Annotated in this window: 14 protein-coding genes; 9 read left to right on the forward strand and 5 right to left on the reverse strand. The window is 55.1% G+C overall.

Annotated features, from left to right (window positions below; all coding sequences use genetic code 11):
* The first annotated feature begins 182 nt into the window (after nucleotides 1-182).
* From WEB54_RS15380 to WEB54_RS15415, 8 genes are all read left to right on the forward strand, one after another.
* Nucleotides 183-596, forward strand: a complete 414-nt coding sequence (locus tag WEB54_RS15380; RefSeq protein ID WP_368056594.1) for a cytochrome c5 family protein — start codon at nucleotides 183-185, stop codon at nucleotides 594-596.
* 343 nt (nucleotides 597-939) lie between these two features.
* Entirely contained in the window at nucleotides 940-1,935 is a 996-nt protein-coding gene (locus tag WEB54_RS15385; RefSeq protein WP_368056596.1) for a glutathione S-transferase family protein, read from the forward strand.
* A gap of 100 nt (nucleotides 1,936-2,035) precedes the next feature.
* Nucleotides 2,036-2,938 carry a prolipoprotein diacylglyceryl transferase gene (gene lgt, locus WEB54_RS15390; RefSeq protein WP_368056598.1) on the forward strand — a complete coding sequence of 301 codons (903 nt, stop codon included), beginning with the start codon at nucleotides 2,036-2,038 and terminating at the stop codon, nucleotides 2,936-2,938.
* Entirely contained in the window at nucleotides 2,935-3,729 is a 795-nt protein-coding gene (thyA, locus tag WEB54_RS15395) for a thymidylate synthase (protein ID WP_368056600.1), read from the forward strand. The genes lgt and thyA overlap by 4 nt, the downstream gene beginning before the upstream one ends.
* Before the next feature lie 83 nt (nucleotides 3,730-3,812).
* Nucleotides 3,813-6,218, forward strand: a complete 2,406-nt coding sequence (locus tag WEB54_RS15400) for a Lon protease family protein (RefSeq protein WP_368056602.1) — start codon at nucleotides 3,813-3,815, stop codon at nucleotides 6,216-6,218.
* 218 nt (nucleotides 6,219-6,436) lie between these two features.
* On the forward strand, nucleotides 6,437-8,386 hold the full coding sequence (acs, locus tag WEB54_RS15405) for an acetate--CoA ligase (RefSeq protein ID WP_368056604.1): 1,950 nt from the start codon (nucleotides 6,437-6,439) through the stop codon (nucleotides 8,384-8,386).
* Nucleotides 8,387-8,594: 208 nt separating this feature from the next.
* Nucleotides 8,595-9,248, forward strand: a complete 654-nt coding sequence (locus tag WEB54_RS15410; protein ID WP_368056606.1) for a response regulator — start codon at nucleotides 8,595-8,597, stop codon at nucleotides 9,246-9,248.
* A gap of 201 nt (nucleotides 9,249-9,449) precedes the next feature.
* Entirely contained in the window at nucleotides 9,450-9,683 is a 234-nt protein-coding gene (locus tag WEB54_RS15415) for a hypothetical protein (protein ID WP_368056608.1), read from the forward strand.
* A 94-nt stretch (nucleotides 9,684-9,777) separates the two neighbouring features.
* Here WEB54_RS15415 and WEB54_RS15420 read toward each other — a convergent pair whose 3' ends face one another.
* Together WEB54_RS15420 and WEB54_RS15425 are read right to left on the reverse strand one after the other, a co-directional pair.
* Nucleotides 9,778-10,179, reverse strand: coding sequence for a hypothetical protein (locus WEB54_RS15420; protein WP_368056610.1), 402 nt, complete (start codon nucleotides 10,177-10,179; stop codon nucleotides 9,778-9,780).
* A 212-nt stretch (nucleotides 10,180-10,391) separates the two neighbouring features.
* Nucleotides 10,392-13,886: a PAS-domain containing protein gene (locus WEB54_RS15425; RefSeq protein ID WP_368056639.1), complete on the reverse strand. Its 3,495-nt coding sequence runs from the start codon at nucleotides 13,884-13,886 to the stop codon at nucleotides 10,392-10,394.
* A gap of 260 nt (nucleotides 13,887-14,146) precedes the next feature.
* Between WEB54_RS15425 and hemH the strand changes: the two genes are divergently transcribed.
* Entirely contained in the window at nucleotides 14,147-15,157 is a 1,011-nt protein-coding gene (hemH, locus tag WEB54_RS15430) for a ferrochelatase (protein WP_368056611.1), read from the forward strand.
* A gap of 23 nt (nucleotides 15,158-15,180) precedes the next feature.
* On the opposite strand, the gene WEB54_RS15435 is transcribed toward hemH, so the two are convergent.
* From WEB54_RS15435 to WEB54_RS15445, 3 genes are all read right to left on the reverse strand, one after another.
* Complete coding sequence (locus tag WEB54_RS15435; protein ID WP_368056612.1) at nucleotides 15,181-16,200, reverse strand: ExeA family protein; 1,020 nt, start codon at nucleotides 16,198-16,200, stop codon at nucleotides 15,181-15,183.
* 75 nt (nucleotides 16,201-16,275) lie between these two features.
* Nucleotides 16,276-17,193: an XrtA system polysaccharide deacetylase gene (locus tag WEB54_RS15440; RefSeq protein WP_368056613.1), complete on the reverse strand. Its 918-nt coding sequence runs from the start codon at nucleotides 17,191-17,193 to the stop codon at nucleotides 16,276-16,278.
* A 26-nt stretch (nucleotides 17,194-17,219) separates the two neighbouring features.
* Nucleotides 17,220-18,560, reverse strand: coding sequence for a nucleotide sugar dehydrogenase (locus WEB54_RS15445; RefSeq protein WP_368056614.1), 1,341 nt, complete (start codon nucleotides 18,558-18,560; stop codon nucleotides 17,220-17,222).
* Nucleotides 18,561-18,590 lie beyond the last annotated feature (30 nt).

Below are 18,590 nucleotides of genomic sequence, written 5' to 3' on the forward strand. Positions count from 1 at the left end.
GGGTCTCCCCATGCGAGAGTAGGTCATCGTCAAGCTTTTAATACCACCCCAGGCCAGTGATGGTCTGGGGTTTTTTTTATGGGTTGAGTAATACCCTTATTACAGCGAATGGTTTTTCAACGGCGTCTGAACTCGTTATACTTCGCCCACCTTCGAATTCGATTAAATAAAACGGGTCTGATATGAAAAAATTGCTAGGTCTGATCACCGTTACCCTGCTGGCTGGATTTGCCTGGGGTGAGTCTTATGAAGATCAGGTGCGTGAGCGCCTGGCTCCTGTTGGTAATGTATGCGTTGAGGGACAGGAGTGTGAAACTGCCACCGTCGCGGCTGCAGAACCACAAAGCTCCGAACCGCGCAGCGGTGATCAGGTATACAGTGCCGCCTGTGCCGCCTGTCATGCTACTGGTGCGGCTGGCGCGCCTGTCTTTGGTGAAACTGACCAGTGGTCAGCTCGACTGGAAAAAGGTACAGAGGCGCTTTACAGCAACGCCATCAACGGGATTGGCGCTATGCCGGCTAAAGGCGGTAACGCGAGCCTGAGCGATGAAGAAGTTCAGGCTGCTGTTGATCATATGATCGCGGCCGTCGAATAATCAGTCGTTTGGCGGAAGGCTCAGGCTGGCCCAGCTTAGACTGAGCCACCAAAGCTTCAGATTTTAACAGTCCCGATACACAAGGCGGTTTACCGCCTTGTTTGGTTTCTGGCATGCCCGGTTCTACCAGCGATATAGCCCACCCTCTTTACCCGTTTGCAGCTTATAGTGCAGCCTTCAAATTATCTGAAGGCCGGGGTCAGTTTCTTCTGCTTTGATACCCATTTGATACCGCTATTATGGTGACATCAGAAGCCGAGGCTATTCTATCGGAGCGGCTCGTTACCCCGGTGTCTTCATGCAGGTTAATGTGTGGAGGCAGTGACCATCAGAGGAGTACACCATGGGGCTTTTAGTAAATGGACAGTGGCAAGACAAGTGGTACGACACCAGCAAGAGCGGTGGCAAGTTCGAGCGTGAAGATGCGCACTTCCGTAATTGGGTAACCAAAGATGGCGAAGCCGGTCCTTCGGGTCGTGGCGGTTTTAAGGCCGAGAGTGGGCGCTACCACCTGTATGTGTCCATGGCCTGCCCCTGGGCGCATCGCACCATGATCTTTCGCAAGCTGAAGGGTTTGGAAGATCATATTGGCATATCGGCTGTGCATCCGGACATGCTCGATCATGGCTGGACCTTTGAAGGGCCGAAGCTCGACAGCCCCACGGTAATAGGGGATAACCTGCACCAGAGTCGGCTCTATCATGAACTCTATACGCGGGCTAAACCTGATTATACCGGCCGGGTAACCGTGCCTGTGCTGTGGGATACCGAGCAAAACACCATTGCCAGTAACGAGAGTGCCGAGATCATTCGCATGTTGAACAGCGAGTTCGATCATATTACCGGCAATGACCTCGACTTCTACCCCGAAGCATTGCGCGCAGAGATCGACGAGATCAACGGGCGGGTCTATAACACGGTTAACAACGGCGTATACAAGAGTGGCTTTGCGACCACTCAGGAAGCTTACGAAAAGGCGTTCGACGAGCTGTTCGACAGTCTGGACTGGCTTGAAGATCGCCTGAACACTCGTCGGTACCTGGTCGGTGATCAGGTAACCGAGGCAGACTGGCGACTGTTTACCACCCTGGTCCGGTTCGACCCGGTGTATGTGGGGCATTTCAAATGCAACCACAAGCGCATTGAGGACTACCCGAACCTCCAGAACTACGTACGGGATCTTTATCAGCAACCGGGCATTGCTGAAACGGTGGATCTGGTGCATATCAAGCGCCACTACTATTACAGCCACAAAACCATCAACCCGCACGGTGTTGTCCCGAAAGGCCCTCACCTGAGCTTTGATGCACCTCACGACCGGAATCGGTTCAATAACTGAACGGTTCGCTGGTGACTAACCAGCGCCTTGGTCGGCGCTGGTTTCTCCGTCATGCTGGCTGGGGTATCATCCGCACTCGGTTTTAGCGGATATCCACTACATGATTCACCCTCAATTTGACCCGGTAGCTCTGGCTCTGGGGCCTCTTCAAATCCAGTGGTATGGCCTGATGTATCTGGCCGGTTTCGCCGCTGGCCTGTACCTGGGAATCTGGCGTGCGCGCAAACAGCCGTGGCGCGGCTTTACTCCGGAACAGGTTCAGGACCTGCTGTTTTACATCGTCGTGGGCATCATCGTCGGCGGTCGCGTCGGCTACGTGCTGTTCTACAACCTCGATCAATTCTTCCAGAACCCGCTCTATCTGTTTCGTATCTGGGAAGGCGGCATGAGCTTCCACGGCGGCTTCCTGGGGGTTTGCCTGGCGGTGATTCTGTTTGCCCGCAAGACCGGCAAACCTATTTTTGCAGTCGGTGACTTTGTTGCGCCACTGGTCCCGCCGGGTATTTTCTTTGGCCGACTGGGTAATTTCATCAACGGGGAGCTCTGGGGCCGCCCCACTGACGTTTCCTGGGGCATGATATTCCCGCAGATCGATGGTCTGGTGCGTCATCCGTCGCAACTCTACCAGATGGCTGGAGAAGGCCTTGGGCTGTTTATCCTGATGTGGTGGTTCAGCCGTAATCCACGGCCGCGTATGGCGGTATCGGGCCTGTTTATGGTGGGCTATGGTGTGTTCCGCACCGCTGCAGAGTTTTTCCGGGAACCGGACGAGCACCTGGGCATTCGCGCATTGGGCTTTCTGACGCAAGGCATGATTCTGAGCATTCCGATGATTTTGATCGGTGTACTGATGCTGGTCTGGGCTTACCGTCGCAATGTGTTTGATACAGCTTCTGTGGCTGCATCCGGCGATTCGGCGGCAAAGCCGACGTCAACAGGTAAAGCCAGCAAAACCACTTCCAAAAAGCAGTCCGGCAAGTCGGGCAAGGGCAAGCGTACATGAAACAGTATCTGGATTTGATGCAGCGCATCAAAGACGAAGGCACGCGCAAGGCCGATCGAACCGGTACTGGTACGATCAGTATTTTCGGTCACCAGATGCGGTTCGATCTGAATCAGGGATTCCCTCTGGTCACCACCAAGAAACTGCATTTACGCAGCATCATCCATGAATTGCTGTGGTTCCTGAGCGGCGACACCAACATTCAATACCTGAAAGACAACGGGGTGCGTATCTGGGATGAATGGGCCGACGAGCAGGGTGACCTCGGGCCGGTATATGGCCAGCAATGGCGACACTGGCGCACGCCGGATGGCGACACCATCGATCAGATCAGCCAGGTGATGCACACCCTGAAAACCAACCCGGATAGCCGGCGTATGCTGGTCGTTGCCTATAACCCGGCTGATGTTGACAAGATGGCGCTGCCACCGTGCCACAGCCTGTTTCAGTTTTACGTCGCCAATGGCCGACTCAGTTGCCAGCTGTATCAGCGCTCGTGTGATGTGTTTCTCGGCTTGCCGTTCAACATAGCCAGTTATGCGTTACTGACCCATATGGTGGCGCAGCAGGCTGGCCTTGAAGTGGGTGATTTCGTCTGGAGTGGTGGGGACGTTCATTTGTACCTGAATCACCTGGAACAGACAGATTTGCAACTGAGTCGTGAGCCATACCCCTTGCCACAATTACGACTGGCACGGAAACCGGAGTCGTTATTTGACTACCGGTTCGAAGATTTTGAGATTCTCGATTATCAGTCACATCCGCACATCAAGGCTGAAGTCTCGGTCTGAACCGGTGTGCTGCCCCGGGCCTGTGATATGAGCGCAGCACCACTATTGAACACCCTTCAGCGCATCGCTGGTTAAGGAATACCATGCCCAACACTGTCACGACACCGACTGCAGACCGACTGCAGCCAGAGCAATTAAAAGCCCAGGTATCGCTGGAACACCTGCTGATTGAAACCTCGGACGACCTTGAAGGTGTGAGTGGCTTTCTTGGCCAGCCGCGCGCGAAAGATTCGCTCGAATTCGGCATCGCCATGCGCGGCTCCGGTTACAACCTCTATGTAATGGGAGCCTCCGGCACGGGGCGCCAGTCACTGGTTTCCAAGTATGTTAAAGACCTGGCCGACACTCAGCAATCGCCGACCGAATGGGCCTACATCAATAACTTTGAAAACGTCCGGGAACCGATGACGCTCGAGTTGCCTGCCTCACGCGGTGACGATTTACTGAAAGCCATCAACGGCTTTATCGGTGAACTGATGGACACCTTCCCGGCGGCATTTGAAAACCCAACCTATCAGCGCAAACGTACCTCCATCGACCGTGAGTTCAATCAAAAGTACGATGCTGCCATGGCCGTGGTTGAACGGTTTGCCAATCAACATGAAATTGCCGTCGTCTCGGATGGTAATTCCGTTATGTTGTTGCCGGTGATTGATGGCAAAGCGCTGGATGAAACCGAATTCGCACAACTGCCGGAAGAACTGCGCAGCGAGTTTCAGCGACGCATCGGTGAAATTGAAGAGCACCTCAACGAGCAATTGCTGGAGATGCCAACCTGGCGTCGTACCAGCTCTGAAAAATTGCGCGAACTGAATAATGAAACGGTACAGCAAGCCATTAAACCGCTGCTGAAAGAACTGGAAGTGCGCTACCAGAGCCAGTTGTCGGTACTGCGCTACCTGCGTGCCGTTAAACAGCATCTGCCACCGCTGATCCTGGAATTGTACTCTGATGAGCTGGGTCTGGAGGTGCGTTCAGACCAGGAACGCAAGCAGACGCTGCAAACCTATTTACGCCCCAATTTGCTGACCCAGCACGAAATGAACGCCGGTGCACCGGTGGTGTATGAAATGCTGCCGACCTACCAGAACCTGTTCGGTCGTATTGAATACAGCACTCAGCAGGGCATCCCTGTTACCAATTTTCAGTTGATTCGGCCGGGTAGTTTACTGCGTGCCAATGGTGGCTATTTAATTCTGGATGCCGAAAAACTGTTGATCGAACCCTTTGCCTGGGAAGCACTGAAGCTGGCACTGAAAACCAAGCAAATCAAAATGGAATCGCCGTTTATTGATGCCTCACTGATGCATACGATTACGCTCAGCCCCCAGAGCATTCCATTGAACGTGAAAGTCATTCTGATCGGCTCGCGTGAAATATACTATCAGTTGCAAGAATGGGACCCCGAGTTCAATGAACTGTTTCGGGTGCCTGTTGATTTCGACAACTTTATTCCGCGTAGCGCCGAGACCGTCGATAACCTGATTCTGCGCATTAAGGCCTATGGCGATGACAAGGGATTTCGCCCACTAACCCGTGCCGCTCTGGAACGACTGGTTGAATTCAGCCTGCGCGAGGCGGAACACCAGTTACGTCTCTCAGCGCAGGTGATCAAGGTGTTCAAGGTGTTTGCCGAAGCTGACTTCCTGTGTCGTCATGACGACGCCCGGGTCATCGACAGTGAACACATTGAGCGCGCATTGAACGCTGCCGAATACCGCAATGGACGCATCGCCGACCAAATGCTGATGGAAATACAGGAAGGCACGGTGCTGATCGACACCCAGGGCGAGCGCGTCGGTTGCGTGAATGGCCTGACGGTCATGGAAATCGGCGAGAGCCGCTTTGGCTCACCTGCGCGGATAACCGGCACGGTACACGTGGGCGCCAAAGGCGTCGTCGATATCGAGCGAGAGGTGGAGCTTGGCCAGGCCATTCACAGCAAAGGCGTGATGATTCTCAGCGGTTTTCTGGGTCATGATTTTGGCCGCCAGTTTCCACTCACCCTGTCAGCGCACATTGCCATGGAACAAAGCTACGGTGCCATTGACGGCGATAGCGCTACGGTCGCTGAATACTGCGCCCTAATCAGTGCCATTGCCCAGATACCAGTGAACCAGGGCTTTGCGATCACCGGCTCAATGAACCAGCTGGGTGAAGTACAGGCTGTCGGTGGCATTAACGAAAAAATTGAAGGTTTCTTCAAGCTTTGTGAAATTCGTGGCTTAACGGGCCAGCAGGGCGTGATCATTCCGGCAGATAACATCAAACACCTGATGCTCAAGCAGGAAGTGATCGACGCCGTCAGCGCCGGGCGTTTCCAGATTCATGCAGTACGGCATGTATACCAGACGCTGGCGCTGTTGACCGGGCTGCAACCAGGCGAAGCCGATGGCAAAGGGCTGTTTCCGGCTGAGTCGGTCAATGGCCGGGCGCAGAACGCGCTGCGCGAGCTGTTTGAGAACTACCAGGATACCGATGAAGAGTAGTACCCTCTTCCCAGCCCGTGAGACGGAGAGGAAGGTATTTACCGGCTTGAGGCGAATCGACTAATGTCGCATTGTGGTTCCAACGTCAAAAACAACAATAGGAGGCTACACTCGATTAGCCATGGCCGCATGGTTGCTCCTGTTTGGAGTTATTGACGAACAGGGCATCCAGCCGGTGCGGCCAGAATCAATTCAAAACAAGAACATAGGGGAAGAATATGGACAGCAAGGTCTATCCGGTGCCTACCGCGGCACGTGAGCGTGCCCTGGTCACTTCTGAAGACTACGACCGCCTGTATCAGCAGTCGATCGATAACAACGAAGGTTTCTGGCGCGAACAGGGCCAGCGACTGGAATGGTTCAAGCCCTACACCCAGGTACGCGACGTCAGTTTCGACAAGAGCAACCTACACATCAAATGGTTTCACGACGGCACCCTGAACGTTGCTTACAATTGCATCGACCGTCACCTGGCCACCAAAGGCGACCAGACCGCCATCATTTTTGAAGGCGATGAACTGACCAGCGAGAAAACCGAAATCACCTATCGTCAGCTGCATGGCCACGTCAGCCGTTTGGCGAACACTCTTAAAGATTTGGGCGTGAGCAAGGGCGACCGAGTCACCATCTACATGCCGATGATTCCCGAAGCCGCCTACGCCATGCTGGCTTGTGCCCGCATTGGTGCGATTCACTCAGTCGTCTTTGGCGGCTTCTCTCCGGATGCCCTGGCCGGGCGCATTGAAGATTGCGATTCGAACCTGGTGATCACCGCCGACGAAGGCGTACGTGGCGCCAAAGCCATCCCGTTGAAGCAGAATGTAGACAAGGCGCTGGAACATTCCGGCACCGAGTGTGTGAACAAGGTTCTGGTGGTGCGTCGTACCGGCGCCCAGGTGGGCTGGAAAGAAGGCCGCGATGTCTGGTATCACGAGACGGTAGATCAGGCCAGCGACGATTGCCCGGCCGAGGAAATGAACGCTGAAGACCCATTGTTCATCCTCTACACCTCGGGTTCAACCGGCAAGCCCAAGGGTGTGTTGCATACCACCGGCGGCTATCTGGTGTATGCCTCGCTGACGCACCAGTATGTGTTTGATTATCAGGATGGCGATGTCTACTGGTGTGCAGCCGATGTCGGCTGGATCACCGGTCACAGCTACATCCTGTACGGACCGCTGGCAAATGGCGCCAAAACCCTGATGTTTGAGGGCGTGCCGACCTATCCGTCGGTGAAACGCATCGCTCAGGTCATCGATAAGCACCAGGTCAATGTCCTGTATACCGCCCCAACCGCCATTCGGGCGCTGATGGCCAAAGGCAACGAGGCCACCGAAGGCTCCGACCTGTCCACCATCCGTCTGCTGGGCTCGGTGGGTGAGCCGATCAACCCCGAAGCCTGGGAGTGGTATCACAGACATTACGGCCGTAACGAAGTGCCTATCGTCGATACCTGGTGGCAAACCGAGACTGGCGGCATTCTGATCACCCCATTGCCCGGTGCGACCGATCTGAAACCGGGCTCTGCGACGCGCCCCTTCTTCGGCATACAGCCAGCGTTGGTCGATAACGCTGGCCGCGAATTGAAAGGTGCAGTGGAAGGCAACCTGGTCATCAAAGACAGCTGGCCGGGCCAAATGCGCAGCATCTATGGCGACCACGAACGCTTCGTGCAAACCTACTTCAGCACCTACGCAGGCAACTACTTCACCGGTGACGGCGCTCGTCGTGATGAAGACGGCTACTACTGGATTACCGGTCGGGTTGACGACGTACTGAATGTTTCCGGGCACCGCCTCGGCACCGCCGAGATTGAAAGCGCACTGGTGGCCCACCCATCGGTATCCGAGGCCGCTGTCGTGGGTTACCCGCACGACTTGAAGGGCCAGGGCATCTACGTCTACGTCAGCCCGATGGCCGGTGTAGTACCAAGCGACGAACTGACCAAAGAGCTGGTGCAGTGGGTACGCAAGGAAATTGGCCCCATTGCCTCTCCAGACCTGATTCAGTGGACCGACGGCCTGCCGAAAACCCGCTCCGGCAAGATCATGCGCCGCATCCTGCGCAAGATCGCTGCGAACGAGCAGGACAGCCTGGGCGATACCTCCACCCTGGCCGATCCGTCAGTGGTGGACGAGTTAATTGAGCACCGTCTGAATCAGAAGTAATTACCGTCTGATCCCCATGGTAATCAACAACCCGGCCCCGAGCCGGGTTTTTGTTGGTTCACAGACGCCAAAAAACAGGTCAAACTAGGCTTTGCTAGAAGACAGCGCCTGATCGCTGACCGGACACAACAAAAAATGCACCGATAAGCCAACGCCAGAGCCTCTTTCGCTGGCCTGGCCATGCTGCTTTGCAGCCTCAGCAATAGGAATGCCCATGTCATATCAGCTACTCATCGCCGATGATCACCCCTTGTTCCGGGATGCATTGATGATGGCCTTGCAGCAGGGTGACCTGAGCGACAGCACCATTGCCCTCGCCTCGACACTGGAAGAAACCCTGGCCGTGCTCGAGCAACGTCAGGATCTCGACTTGCTGATGCTGGATCTGCGCATGCCAGGCAGTGACGGCTTCTTCGGCCTGATCCAGATTCGTAAGACCTTCCCGGACGTGCCGGTAGTAGTCATCTCAGGCAGCGACGACCCGGCGGTCATCTCCCGCACCCGAACCTTTGGTGCACTCGGCTTCATCGCCAAATCGGCCCCGACAGACGCCATTCGGCAGTCGGTGCTGGCCATTCTGAACGGTGATGAAGTCTGGCCGGAAGGGGTTGACGCCACGCCGGAAGATGACGAATTGCTCGATATAGTACGCCGTCTTGGAGGGTTGACCGACCAGCAACGCCGGGTACTGCAACATTTGCAGCAAGGGCGTCTGAACAAGCAAATCGCCTATGACCTCAATATCTCGGAAGCCACCGTTAAAGCCCACGTTACTGCCATTTTCCGCAAGCTGGGCGTATTGAATCGGACCCAGGCGGTCATTCTGGTCAACCGGTTGGCGATGGATGCCGAAAGCACCTGATAGAACTTCTCACCTCCGGGGTAAGCCTGACCAATTGCGTCACTTTCTGGCTGTTCCGGCAAAGGCTGTGAACCAGTACCCCTCTGAAATGCCGACTGAGTGCTTATTCCAACATTGGCACGCTTCTCGCTCTGTACCTTGAGTAAGCGAATCAAATCGAAGCATTTGATTCAGCACCCAACGGAATCAAGGGGAAGTACCATGACCTCAACACTTAAAAGCACCACCTGCCAGAGCCAGGACGACTCGGCTAACAAGGTTGTGCATCTGTATCAGGTTCGTCCCGCACTCGCTTTGGAGCACCTCAAGCGCACCACCGGGCTTGATTTTGACTCCGTGCCGCAAAGCTTGGTCAATGGTAACACTCAGGAAGGCCATGACGATGGTTATTCAAAACCGCGAACACTGACCGTCGTGGTCAAAGGTCACGGCTGACGGCCACACAGACTCCTGGGTCGTGTTGAGCGAAATGCGGGTGCTGAATTGAAGAAATGGAAAGCCGGCGAAATGCACCGGCTGATCGCTAACGTTAGTTGTCCAACGAGCCCCATATTACCTTGCGAGCAGGCCTGGAACGTTCAGACGTCTTATCCGGAACGGGCTGCACGAAGAGTTCATCGACCACATAGTGGTCTAAATCACTTTGCAGAATGACATCGATGCGTTCCAGTCGGCCGGTTAACTTCAGATTGGCCACGCCGGATAACAACAATGTCTTGCTGTTGATTTGCCCCTGATCTACCGCTACATCTCTCACGCCATTGGTATCCCGGTAACGAAGCAGCAACCGAACCGGGCTGTTATCCTGGACATCAAAGCGGATCCAGCTGGCAACATTGAAACGCTTTTGCCAGCGCTGGGTAACGGTAATTTGGTTGGGGGTACTAAAGATGTGCTCCGGAACCTGGGTCAAAATGTGCATTTTCTGCATCTTGTGAATCCTCCTCGAACCCCTCAGCCTATAGAATCTAGCCGTTCAGTTCAGAGTATCAGGTCTCAACTTCAGCAAATACTAAAACAAACGTTTTAATTCTCCCTGTATATACGGAGAGCGTATTTTAGTGTGAACTGTTCGCGCCAACCCCGGATGGTATACCCGGTGGCCAGCACGAACTCTCGGCACCGAGGACACCTCAAATGACCTCAGGCCGCTGTCATAGCCCTCAATAATGACCGAAGCGTGGCCGGCTTTACCGGTTTTCGCAGGTAGCTCAGCCCCATGGCTTCCGCTTCGCCGCGTAATTGGTCGTCTGGATGCGCGGTGATCAGAATGCCGGGCACCGAGGTCTGCCAGTGCGCCAGCAACAGTGGGTACAGTGACAGGCCAGTCTCGTTTTCGCCCAGGTGGTAGTCGAGTAACACCAGATCTGGTACGGGTGCTTTTATGGCTTGGTCGCCGTTGGTCGCAAACTCGGTGTTGCAGCCCCAGCGTTGCAGCAGGGTTACCAGTGCATCCACGTTTTGTGGCTCATTATCGATCACCAGCACGTTCAGCGTCAGGTCAGACCGGGACAAGGCCGTTACCGCCGGAGTGGATTTCTGAATCGCTGTCAGCCGAACCAAGGGTAACTCAACTTCAAAACAAGAGCCTCTCCCTGGCCGGGAGTAGACCCGTACCGGGTGCTGTAATAACTGGCTCAGTCGGGTTACTACACCGAGGCCGAGGCCGACGCCCTCCGCCTCCTGGCTGTGTTGGTCGAGCCGGGTGAAGTCATTGAAAATGCGCTGCAAATCCCGGTCATCAATGCCCAGGCCCGTATCCCAGACCTGTATCACAACCCGGTCACCGCGTTTGCGCGTTCCGACCAAAACGCCGCCGGTGCGGGTGTATTTGATGGCGTTGGACACCAGGTTTTGCACGATGCGACGTAACGCATTGGGAACCGAGTTAACTGCCAACCGGGTTGGTCTAATTCGCAATTGCAGGTGCTTTTCCCGGGCGACCGGTTGAAATTCATTGTCGATGCCCAACAACAGCGGGCCCAGAGCCATCGGTTGGGCCCGGGGCGCTTCTTCCTGGCCGTCCAGCCGGGCAATTTCGAGCAGCGTCGACATCAGTTCTTCGGTGGTTCGCAGCGAATGGTCCAGTTTGTTGAGGGTCGACTCTTCGGGCCATTGTTCGGCCAAAGCGGCGGTGTAAAGGCGAGCCGCGTTCAGCGGTTGCAGAATGTCGTGACTGGCCAGGGCCAGAAAGCGGGTTTTACTGGCGTTGGCACGCTCAGCCTCACTCTTGGCGGCCAGCAGTGCGGATTCAGCGCGTTCACGTTCCCTGATTTCAGCGCGTAATTCCGCGTTGATCAGTCGCGCGGCTTCGGTTCGTTCAGCCACCCGAATCTCCAGGGTGTTCTTGGCATCCTGGAGTTCATCCTGGGCTTTCACGAATTCGGTTATATCGTTGAAGGTGGTTACAAAACCGCCGCCAGGCAGCGGGTTGCCACGAATTTCTATTACCGAGCCGTCACGGCGCACCCGAATAAACCGGTGTGACGTGCCATGTTTGAGGTGCTCCACGCGCCGGCGTACATGTTCATCCGGTAAACCAGGCCCGCATTCACCTCGTTCAGCGTTAAAACGGACCAGAGTCTCCACCGGAGCCCCAACCCGAATCATGCCTTTGGGGTACTGGTACATTTCCAGGTATTTGCGGTTCCAGGCGACCAGGTTCATGTCGCCGTCGAGCACTGACACACCGTGGTCGATGTTCTCCAACGTTGCCGACAACACTTTCTGATTAAACTGGATCGCCTGGGTGGTTTCATCAAAGAAAGTCACCACATCTTCAAAGTTCAAGTGGCGGCCTGACAGGGCCGAATGCATCATGGCGCGTGCCGAACTGGCACCGATAACACCTGACAAGGTGCGCTCTACGTAGCGGATAAAATCAGCGGTCGGGGCTTCCTGAGGGTTCAGGTGCAGGTGGTTCACCCGCTCGAAATCCTCAATCAGGGTACGGGTGCGGCCATAGCCGGCAAAGCGTTCCAGCATGGCAATCAGTTCACCGGTGCGGATGGTTATTTTACGCGGCACCTGGCCGGGGTGATGCAGATGCTCATCGAGATTGACGTAAGCCGCCGCCTGCATGCGGTCACTCAGGGTCGGCTGGGTGCGGCGCGATAGCCAAATGTAAACCAGCGTATTGGCAAACAGGCTGAAGAACACACCGTGACTGAGCGGGTCACTGAACTCAAACCCAAGCAGAGCTTCAGGGCGCAGCCAGTCAAAGCCGAACAGTCCCTGTTGCAGGAAGGTTTCCGGGAGCATGGATGAGCGTACCAGAGTCGGCAGCATCAGTGTCCAGACCCACAGTAGGGTGCCGATCAGCATACCACCGTAGGCGCCCCAGGCATTGCCCTTGCGCCAGTACAGTCCACCGATCAGTGCGGGCATTAACTGCACCACCAGGGAAAACGCCAGCAAGCCGATGGTCGACAATTCATCGATGCCACCAAAGCTGTGGTGATACAACCACGCGGCCAGTATCACCCCGACAATAGCCAGACGCCGCACCAGAATCAGCGCCGGCCCCACCTGGCGTCTGGGTTCCGCCATACGCCCGCGCATCAGCAGTGGCAAAATGACATCGTTACTGAGCATGGTGGAGAGTGTGAGCGTGGTAATCACAATCATCGCCGTCGACGCCGAGAACCCGCCAATAAACACCAGAGCGCTGAGCCAGTTTTGCTGGGTCGCCTGGGGAATTAGCAACACATAGGTATCAGCATTGACCGTTTCCGCCGGAAACAGCATCAGACCGGCGGTGGTGATGGGCAGAATGACCAGGCTGATCAGGATCAGATAGATACTGAACCCCCAGCGCGCCTGATTCAGATGGCGCAAATCGGTATTTTCCACCACCGTCACATGGAACTGGCGTGGCAGTACAAGAATGGCGCCGGCCGCCAGAACGGTCTGGGTGATGAAATTCAGTGAGGGACCGTTCCAGTCGAAGACTTCGATTTGCCGGAAGGTCGTCATGTAATCCGCCGGGCCGTTAAAAAACACATAGATGACAAAGAGCGCCAGTGTCACCAGGGCAGCGAGTTTAACCACCGATTCAAAGGCAATCGCCAGCATCATGCCCCGGTGATGCTCAGAGACGTTGACTTGACGGGTGCCGAACAGGGTGGCAAAGCCGATCATGGCCAGGGCGACGATGAGCGCGGTGTCACTCATGCCGCTTTGCTGGATCAGCACCGGGTCGACCAGTACTTCCAGGCTGGTAGAAACCGCCTTCAACTGCAGCGCAATGTAAGGAACGCCCGCCAGGGTGCAGATAGAGGTCACCAGCACCGCAATGCCGTTGCGCTTGCCATAGCGCGAAGCCAGAAAGTCGGCGATGGAGGTGGTGTTTTGCCGGTGCCCGAGTTTGACCAGCTTGATCAGCACCGGCCCACCCAGAGAAAACATCAGAATTGGCCCCAGGTAAATGGGTAGGAACTCCCAGCCACCACTGGCAGCACGACCGACACCCCCATAGTAGGTCCAACTGGTGCAATACACGGCCAGCGACATCGAATAGATGCTGGCGTTGATCCAGCCCGGCCAGCGTTTCTCTTTCTGCCGATCTCCATACAGGGCGATCATAAACAGGACCGCCACATAGACGATCGCCAGGGAAAATAACGACCAGGGGTTCATCACGGGAGTGCAGCACCTCTTATTTATTATTCTGTATTTAGACGTACCTAAAGGCCGTCAGCCAGCACGGATGCTGAGAAACCGATGAACCAGTAACCACCGTAATCCGTAGTGTCTTAGCCCTATAGATATAAAAGCTGAGACTGGTCGTGCATTATCGGTCAGCGCCCCGGTCGCGTTACAATGGTTTATCAGTATTCATGGTGTAGCCCTCGCCGTAAAGATCTACTCGTCTATATCGCCTGACTGGAAGGAACGGAATGATAACACCCGAACAACACCCTGCTGTAAAACACGGTCGTATTGGCGTCCTGCTGGTTAACCTGGGCACGCCGGATGCCCCCGATACCGCCAGTGTGCGCCGCTACCTGAAAGAATTTCTGATGGACCGGCGTATCATCGAAGCCAGCCCGCTGATCTGGTGGCCAATCTTGTTCGGCCCGATTCTGACCTTTCGCCCGAAAAAATCCGCCGCGGCCTATCAGAAGATCTGGCTCACCGACCCGGATGAGTCACCGCTGCGGCGTTATACCCGCGAACAGGCCGAAGGCTTGCAACAACAGCGGCCGGAGTGGGTGATTGACTGGGCCATGCGGTATGGCACACCGTCAATATCGTCGCGCATCGAAGCGCTAATGGCGCAGGGGTGTGACCGGTTACTGGTATTGCCGTTGTACCCGCAGTATTCCGCGACCACGTCCGCCTCAGTGACCGATGCCGTCTTTAATACGCTGAAGAAAATGCGCTGGCAGCCCACGCTGCGTGTTGCACACCCCTGGCATGATCACCCGGCCCACATTGATGCGCTGGTGTCCCAAACCCGGGAGCAACTGGCGGTGCTGGAACAGGAGCCCGACGTGCTGGTACTGTCTTTTCACGGCCTGCCGCAGGCGTATTTCGACAAGGGTGACCCCTATTACTGCCATTGCCAGAAGACTGCACGCTTGCTGCGTGAAGGGCTAGGCTGGCCGAAGGAGCGGGTGCGGGTTACCTTTCAGTCCCGGTTGGGGCCAACTCAGTGGCTGAAACCCTATACTGCCGAGGTGATGGAACAGTTTCCCAAAGAAGGCATCAAGCGCATTGCCGTGGCAACGCCCGGGTTTGTGTCCGACTGTGTCGAAACGCTGGAAGAAATTGCCATCGAGGCCCGCGACAGTTTTCTGGAAGCAGGTGGTGACGTGTGCGATGTACTGCCGTGCTTGAATGCATCCGACCGGAGCATTGAAATGCTGAACACCATCGTCACGCAAGAGTTGCAAGGCTGGGCCTGAAGGTCCCCAAGTTCGACAGGCTCCTAACTCCGGCGCTTCGGATTCAGCGGCTTAACGTTGTTAGGCGGTGTGTCTTGCTGGCTAATCAACCGTTCGAGCTTGGCATCAATGCGTTCCAGAGCACCGGCGATGCGGCACAATGCCGTTTCGTCGTCCGGGCCTGAAACGCTCGAAATGGTGGGCGGCTCGGGTTGCTCAGAGCCCGGTTCGTCGCCGGATTCGGCTTCCATATGTGCCATGAACGTCTCGCCCATCAAATCCTGGCGAATTTCGACCAAGTCAGTGGCGTTGATGTCGGTGCGCTCGTCGGAATAGGCGCACAGCATCAAACCATCGCACAGCTTGTTAATTAATCGCGGGATACCTTTGCTTAGAGCATGCACTTTTTGCACGGTATCGGCGTCGAAAAGCGTGTCGCCTTCATAGCCAGCTATAAAGAGCCGATGGTCGATGTATTCTCCGGTCTCCTTGGCACTCAAACCGTTGAGGTGAAAGAAGAGTTTAACGCGCTGAGCCAATTGTGGAATATTGTAAATAGCGTCTTTCAGTTCAGGCTGGCCCAGAAGAATGACCCGCATCACCGGTCCGCCAGCGCCCTCAAGACCCGACAGCATACGAATGTCTTCCAGGTTTTCCCGGCTCAGGTTCTGTGCTTCATCCACCGCCAGCACCACAGGCACACCCTGGTCGGAGAGTTTCTGCAGATAGTCGTTGATCGCCAACAGCATGGACACCTTGTTTTTGTCATCGTAAGGCAGGCTTGCCTGGCGCACGATCAGATGAAACAGATCATCCGACTTTAAGTTGGTGTAGGCGATGTGAAACAGCTTAAGATCCGGGCTCAGACCGCGCATTAACTTTTTCAGCAAGGTGGTTTTGCCCGAGCCGATTTCGCCGCTAACGACGACGAAGCCTTCCGGGCTCCAGACGGCTGAATCCATATACACGAACGCACGCGAATGCTGCTGACTCATATAAATAAACTCATCTTCCGGTGCCATCCGGAACGGGTGACGTTGCAGGCCGAAATGTTCGAGGTACATGCTAGTGCATCCAGTTGGGTACCCGTATTGGGCACCGAACAGTTCTAGGGGCGATGACAGATCTGGTCATCGGGGTCAGACCGCTTTTCCTAGTTCATTTGCATAAAACACAGTGTCAGCCGGTTGATACTGCCGGTAACTGTTTGACACGGTATCAAACTGGAAATCATCCAGTAACCGCTCCAGACGAGCATAGCACCGGTCCAGATTTGTGTAGTGTCTGAATCGTGAAAACCAGCTAGCGGCATCAAATCGGGGTTGATCCGGATCGATCTCCCAGGGGTGTAAATAGAACATCAGGGGAACGGTATCCCCCTGGCTCGCCTGGCGAAACAACTGTCGAAACACAGGATAAGGAAATTGACGAAAATAACCTCCACCCGCCGCAGGAATGGAGATACCCAATATTTGAGCTGTGGTTAACGGAAACTCTCGCAGTGTTTGGCCGTTGGCGGCTTGCAACAGGTAAGGCTCGCGCGGGGATCCGGGAATGCCGTAGTTATCGTGGCGGATTGGAAAGATACTTGAATCCCAGGTAAAGCCCAACTCAGTCAGTACATCAAGTGCCCAGAGAGAACGGTGAGTAATCGAATAACTGGCTGCGCGATAGCCGGTTATCGGTTGCTGAACAATGTCTTCCAGCAACGATTTTGAGCGTCGGGTTTCCTCGGTAAAAACGTCGCGTGTCTGATTGTAAATGAGCTGGTGGCTGTAGCCGTGCGAGGCAATTTCATGACCATGGTCAGCCAGCCTGCGAATCAGTTGCGGATACCGCTGCGCAACCCAGCCCAGCACAAAAAACGTGGCTTTAACGCCTTTGCGTTCGAACAGTTGCAGCAGGGCTTCAGTATTGGCTTCAACCCGCGATGGCATCGCACCCCAGTCGGCGGGTTTAACAACTTTGGCCATCGCGGCGACGTGAAAGTAGTCTTCCACATCAATGCTCAGGGCGTGGACGGCGCGCGGGTTCTCTGACGTGTTGCGTTGGGGCATAAGGGTTCTCCTGCCGGGTACCGGGGTTACAGGCGCCAGACCGGCAATTGCAGTTCAGCGCACCGGGTCCGATCGAGAATGCATTTTATATCGAAGATACCTGCCCCTGGTGTCAACATACTTTTCAGGTCTGAAGGTGTCATAGCCCGGTATTCGTTATGAGCAACGGCGATCACAATGCCATCCAACTGGTTCATGTCTTCGAGCCCGGCCAGTGGCAAACCGTATTCATGCAACGTATCGGCTTCATCGGCATGCGGGTCATTAACCACTACCTTGACGTTCCAGCTGCGCAGGCTATGAATAACATCAATGACTTTTGAGTTGCGAATGTCGGGACAATTCTCTTTAAACGTAATTCCGAAGATACCCAGTCGCGCACCTTTGACCGGTTGATTGCGGGCCACCAACTGCTTGACGATCTGGGTCGCCAAAAACTCACCCATGCCGTCATTAATTCGGCGGCCAGCCAGAATAACATCCGGGTGATACCCGAGTTTTTCAGCTTTATGCGTTAGATAGTAGGGGTCAACGCCAATGCAGTGCCCACCGACCAGGCCCGGCTTGAATGGCAGAAAGTTCCACTTGGTGCCCGCGGCTTCGAGTACTTCAGTGGTGTCTATATTCATGTGATTAAAAATAATGGCCAGTTCGTTCATTAACGCAATATTGAGGTCGCGTTGGGTGTTCTCGATAACCTTTGCCGCCTCGGCTACTTTGATTGAAGGTGCCCGGTGCACTCCAGCGGTCACCACCGATTCATAGACCCGGGCAACAATGTCGAGAATCTCCGGATTCTGACCAGACACAATTTTCAGGATATTGGTAAAGGTGCGTTCATGGTCGCCCGGGTTGATTCGTTCGGGTGAATAGCCAACAAAAAAATCGACACCGCAGGTCAGGCCCGAAGTGCGTTCCAATACGGGTACGCAGTCTTCTTCCGTAGTACCCGGGTAAACGGTCGATTCGTAAACCACTATGTCACCGGCTTTAAGCTGGGGGCCAAGTGTTTCAGACGCTTTAATCAGCGGCGTGAGGTCAGGTTGTTTGGAATCGTTGATCGGTGTTGGTACGCAAACGATGTGAAAATCGGCCTGGGTGAGGTCAGAGGCATCACTGGTGAAAAGAATGTCGGCCCGGGTCAGGTCCTCGATGGCTACCTCTCCGGTATGGTCATCGCCCTGCTGCAATTGTCGGATGCGACTGATGTTGACGTCGAAGCCGACACAAACGTGCTGGTGCCCGAACGCCACGGCGACGGGAAGGCCAACGTATCCGAGGCCGATAATAGAGATTCGGCGGTTGTGGGACAAATGATTGGCCGTAGCGGATGCATTGCGAGCTGGGGTGGTTAGTTCCTGGGTCATAGTCACATCCTGTGAAAGTGTGTTTGCCAG

This window comes from Saccharospirillum sp., from assembly GCF_040881935.1.
In the GTDB taxonomy this organism is placed as follows: domain Bacteria; phylum Pseudomonadota; class Gammaproteobacteria; order Pseudomonadales; family Natronospirillaceae; genus Saccharospirillum.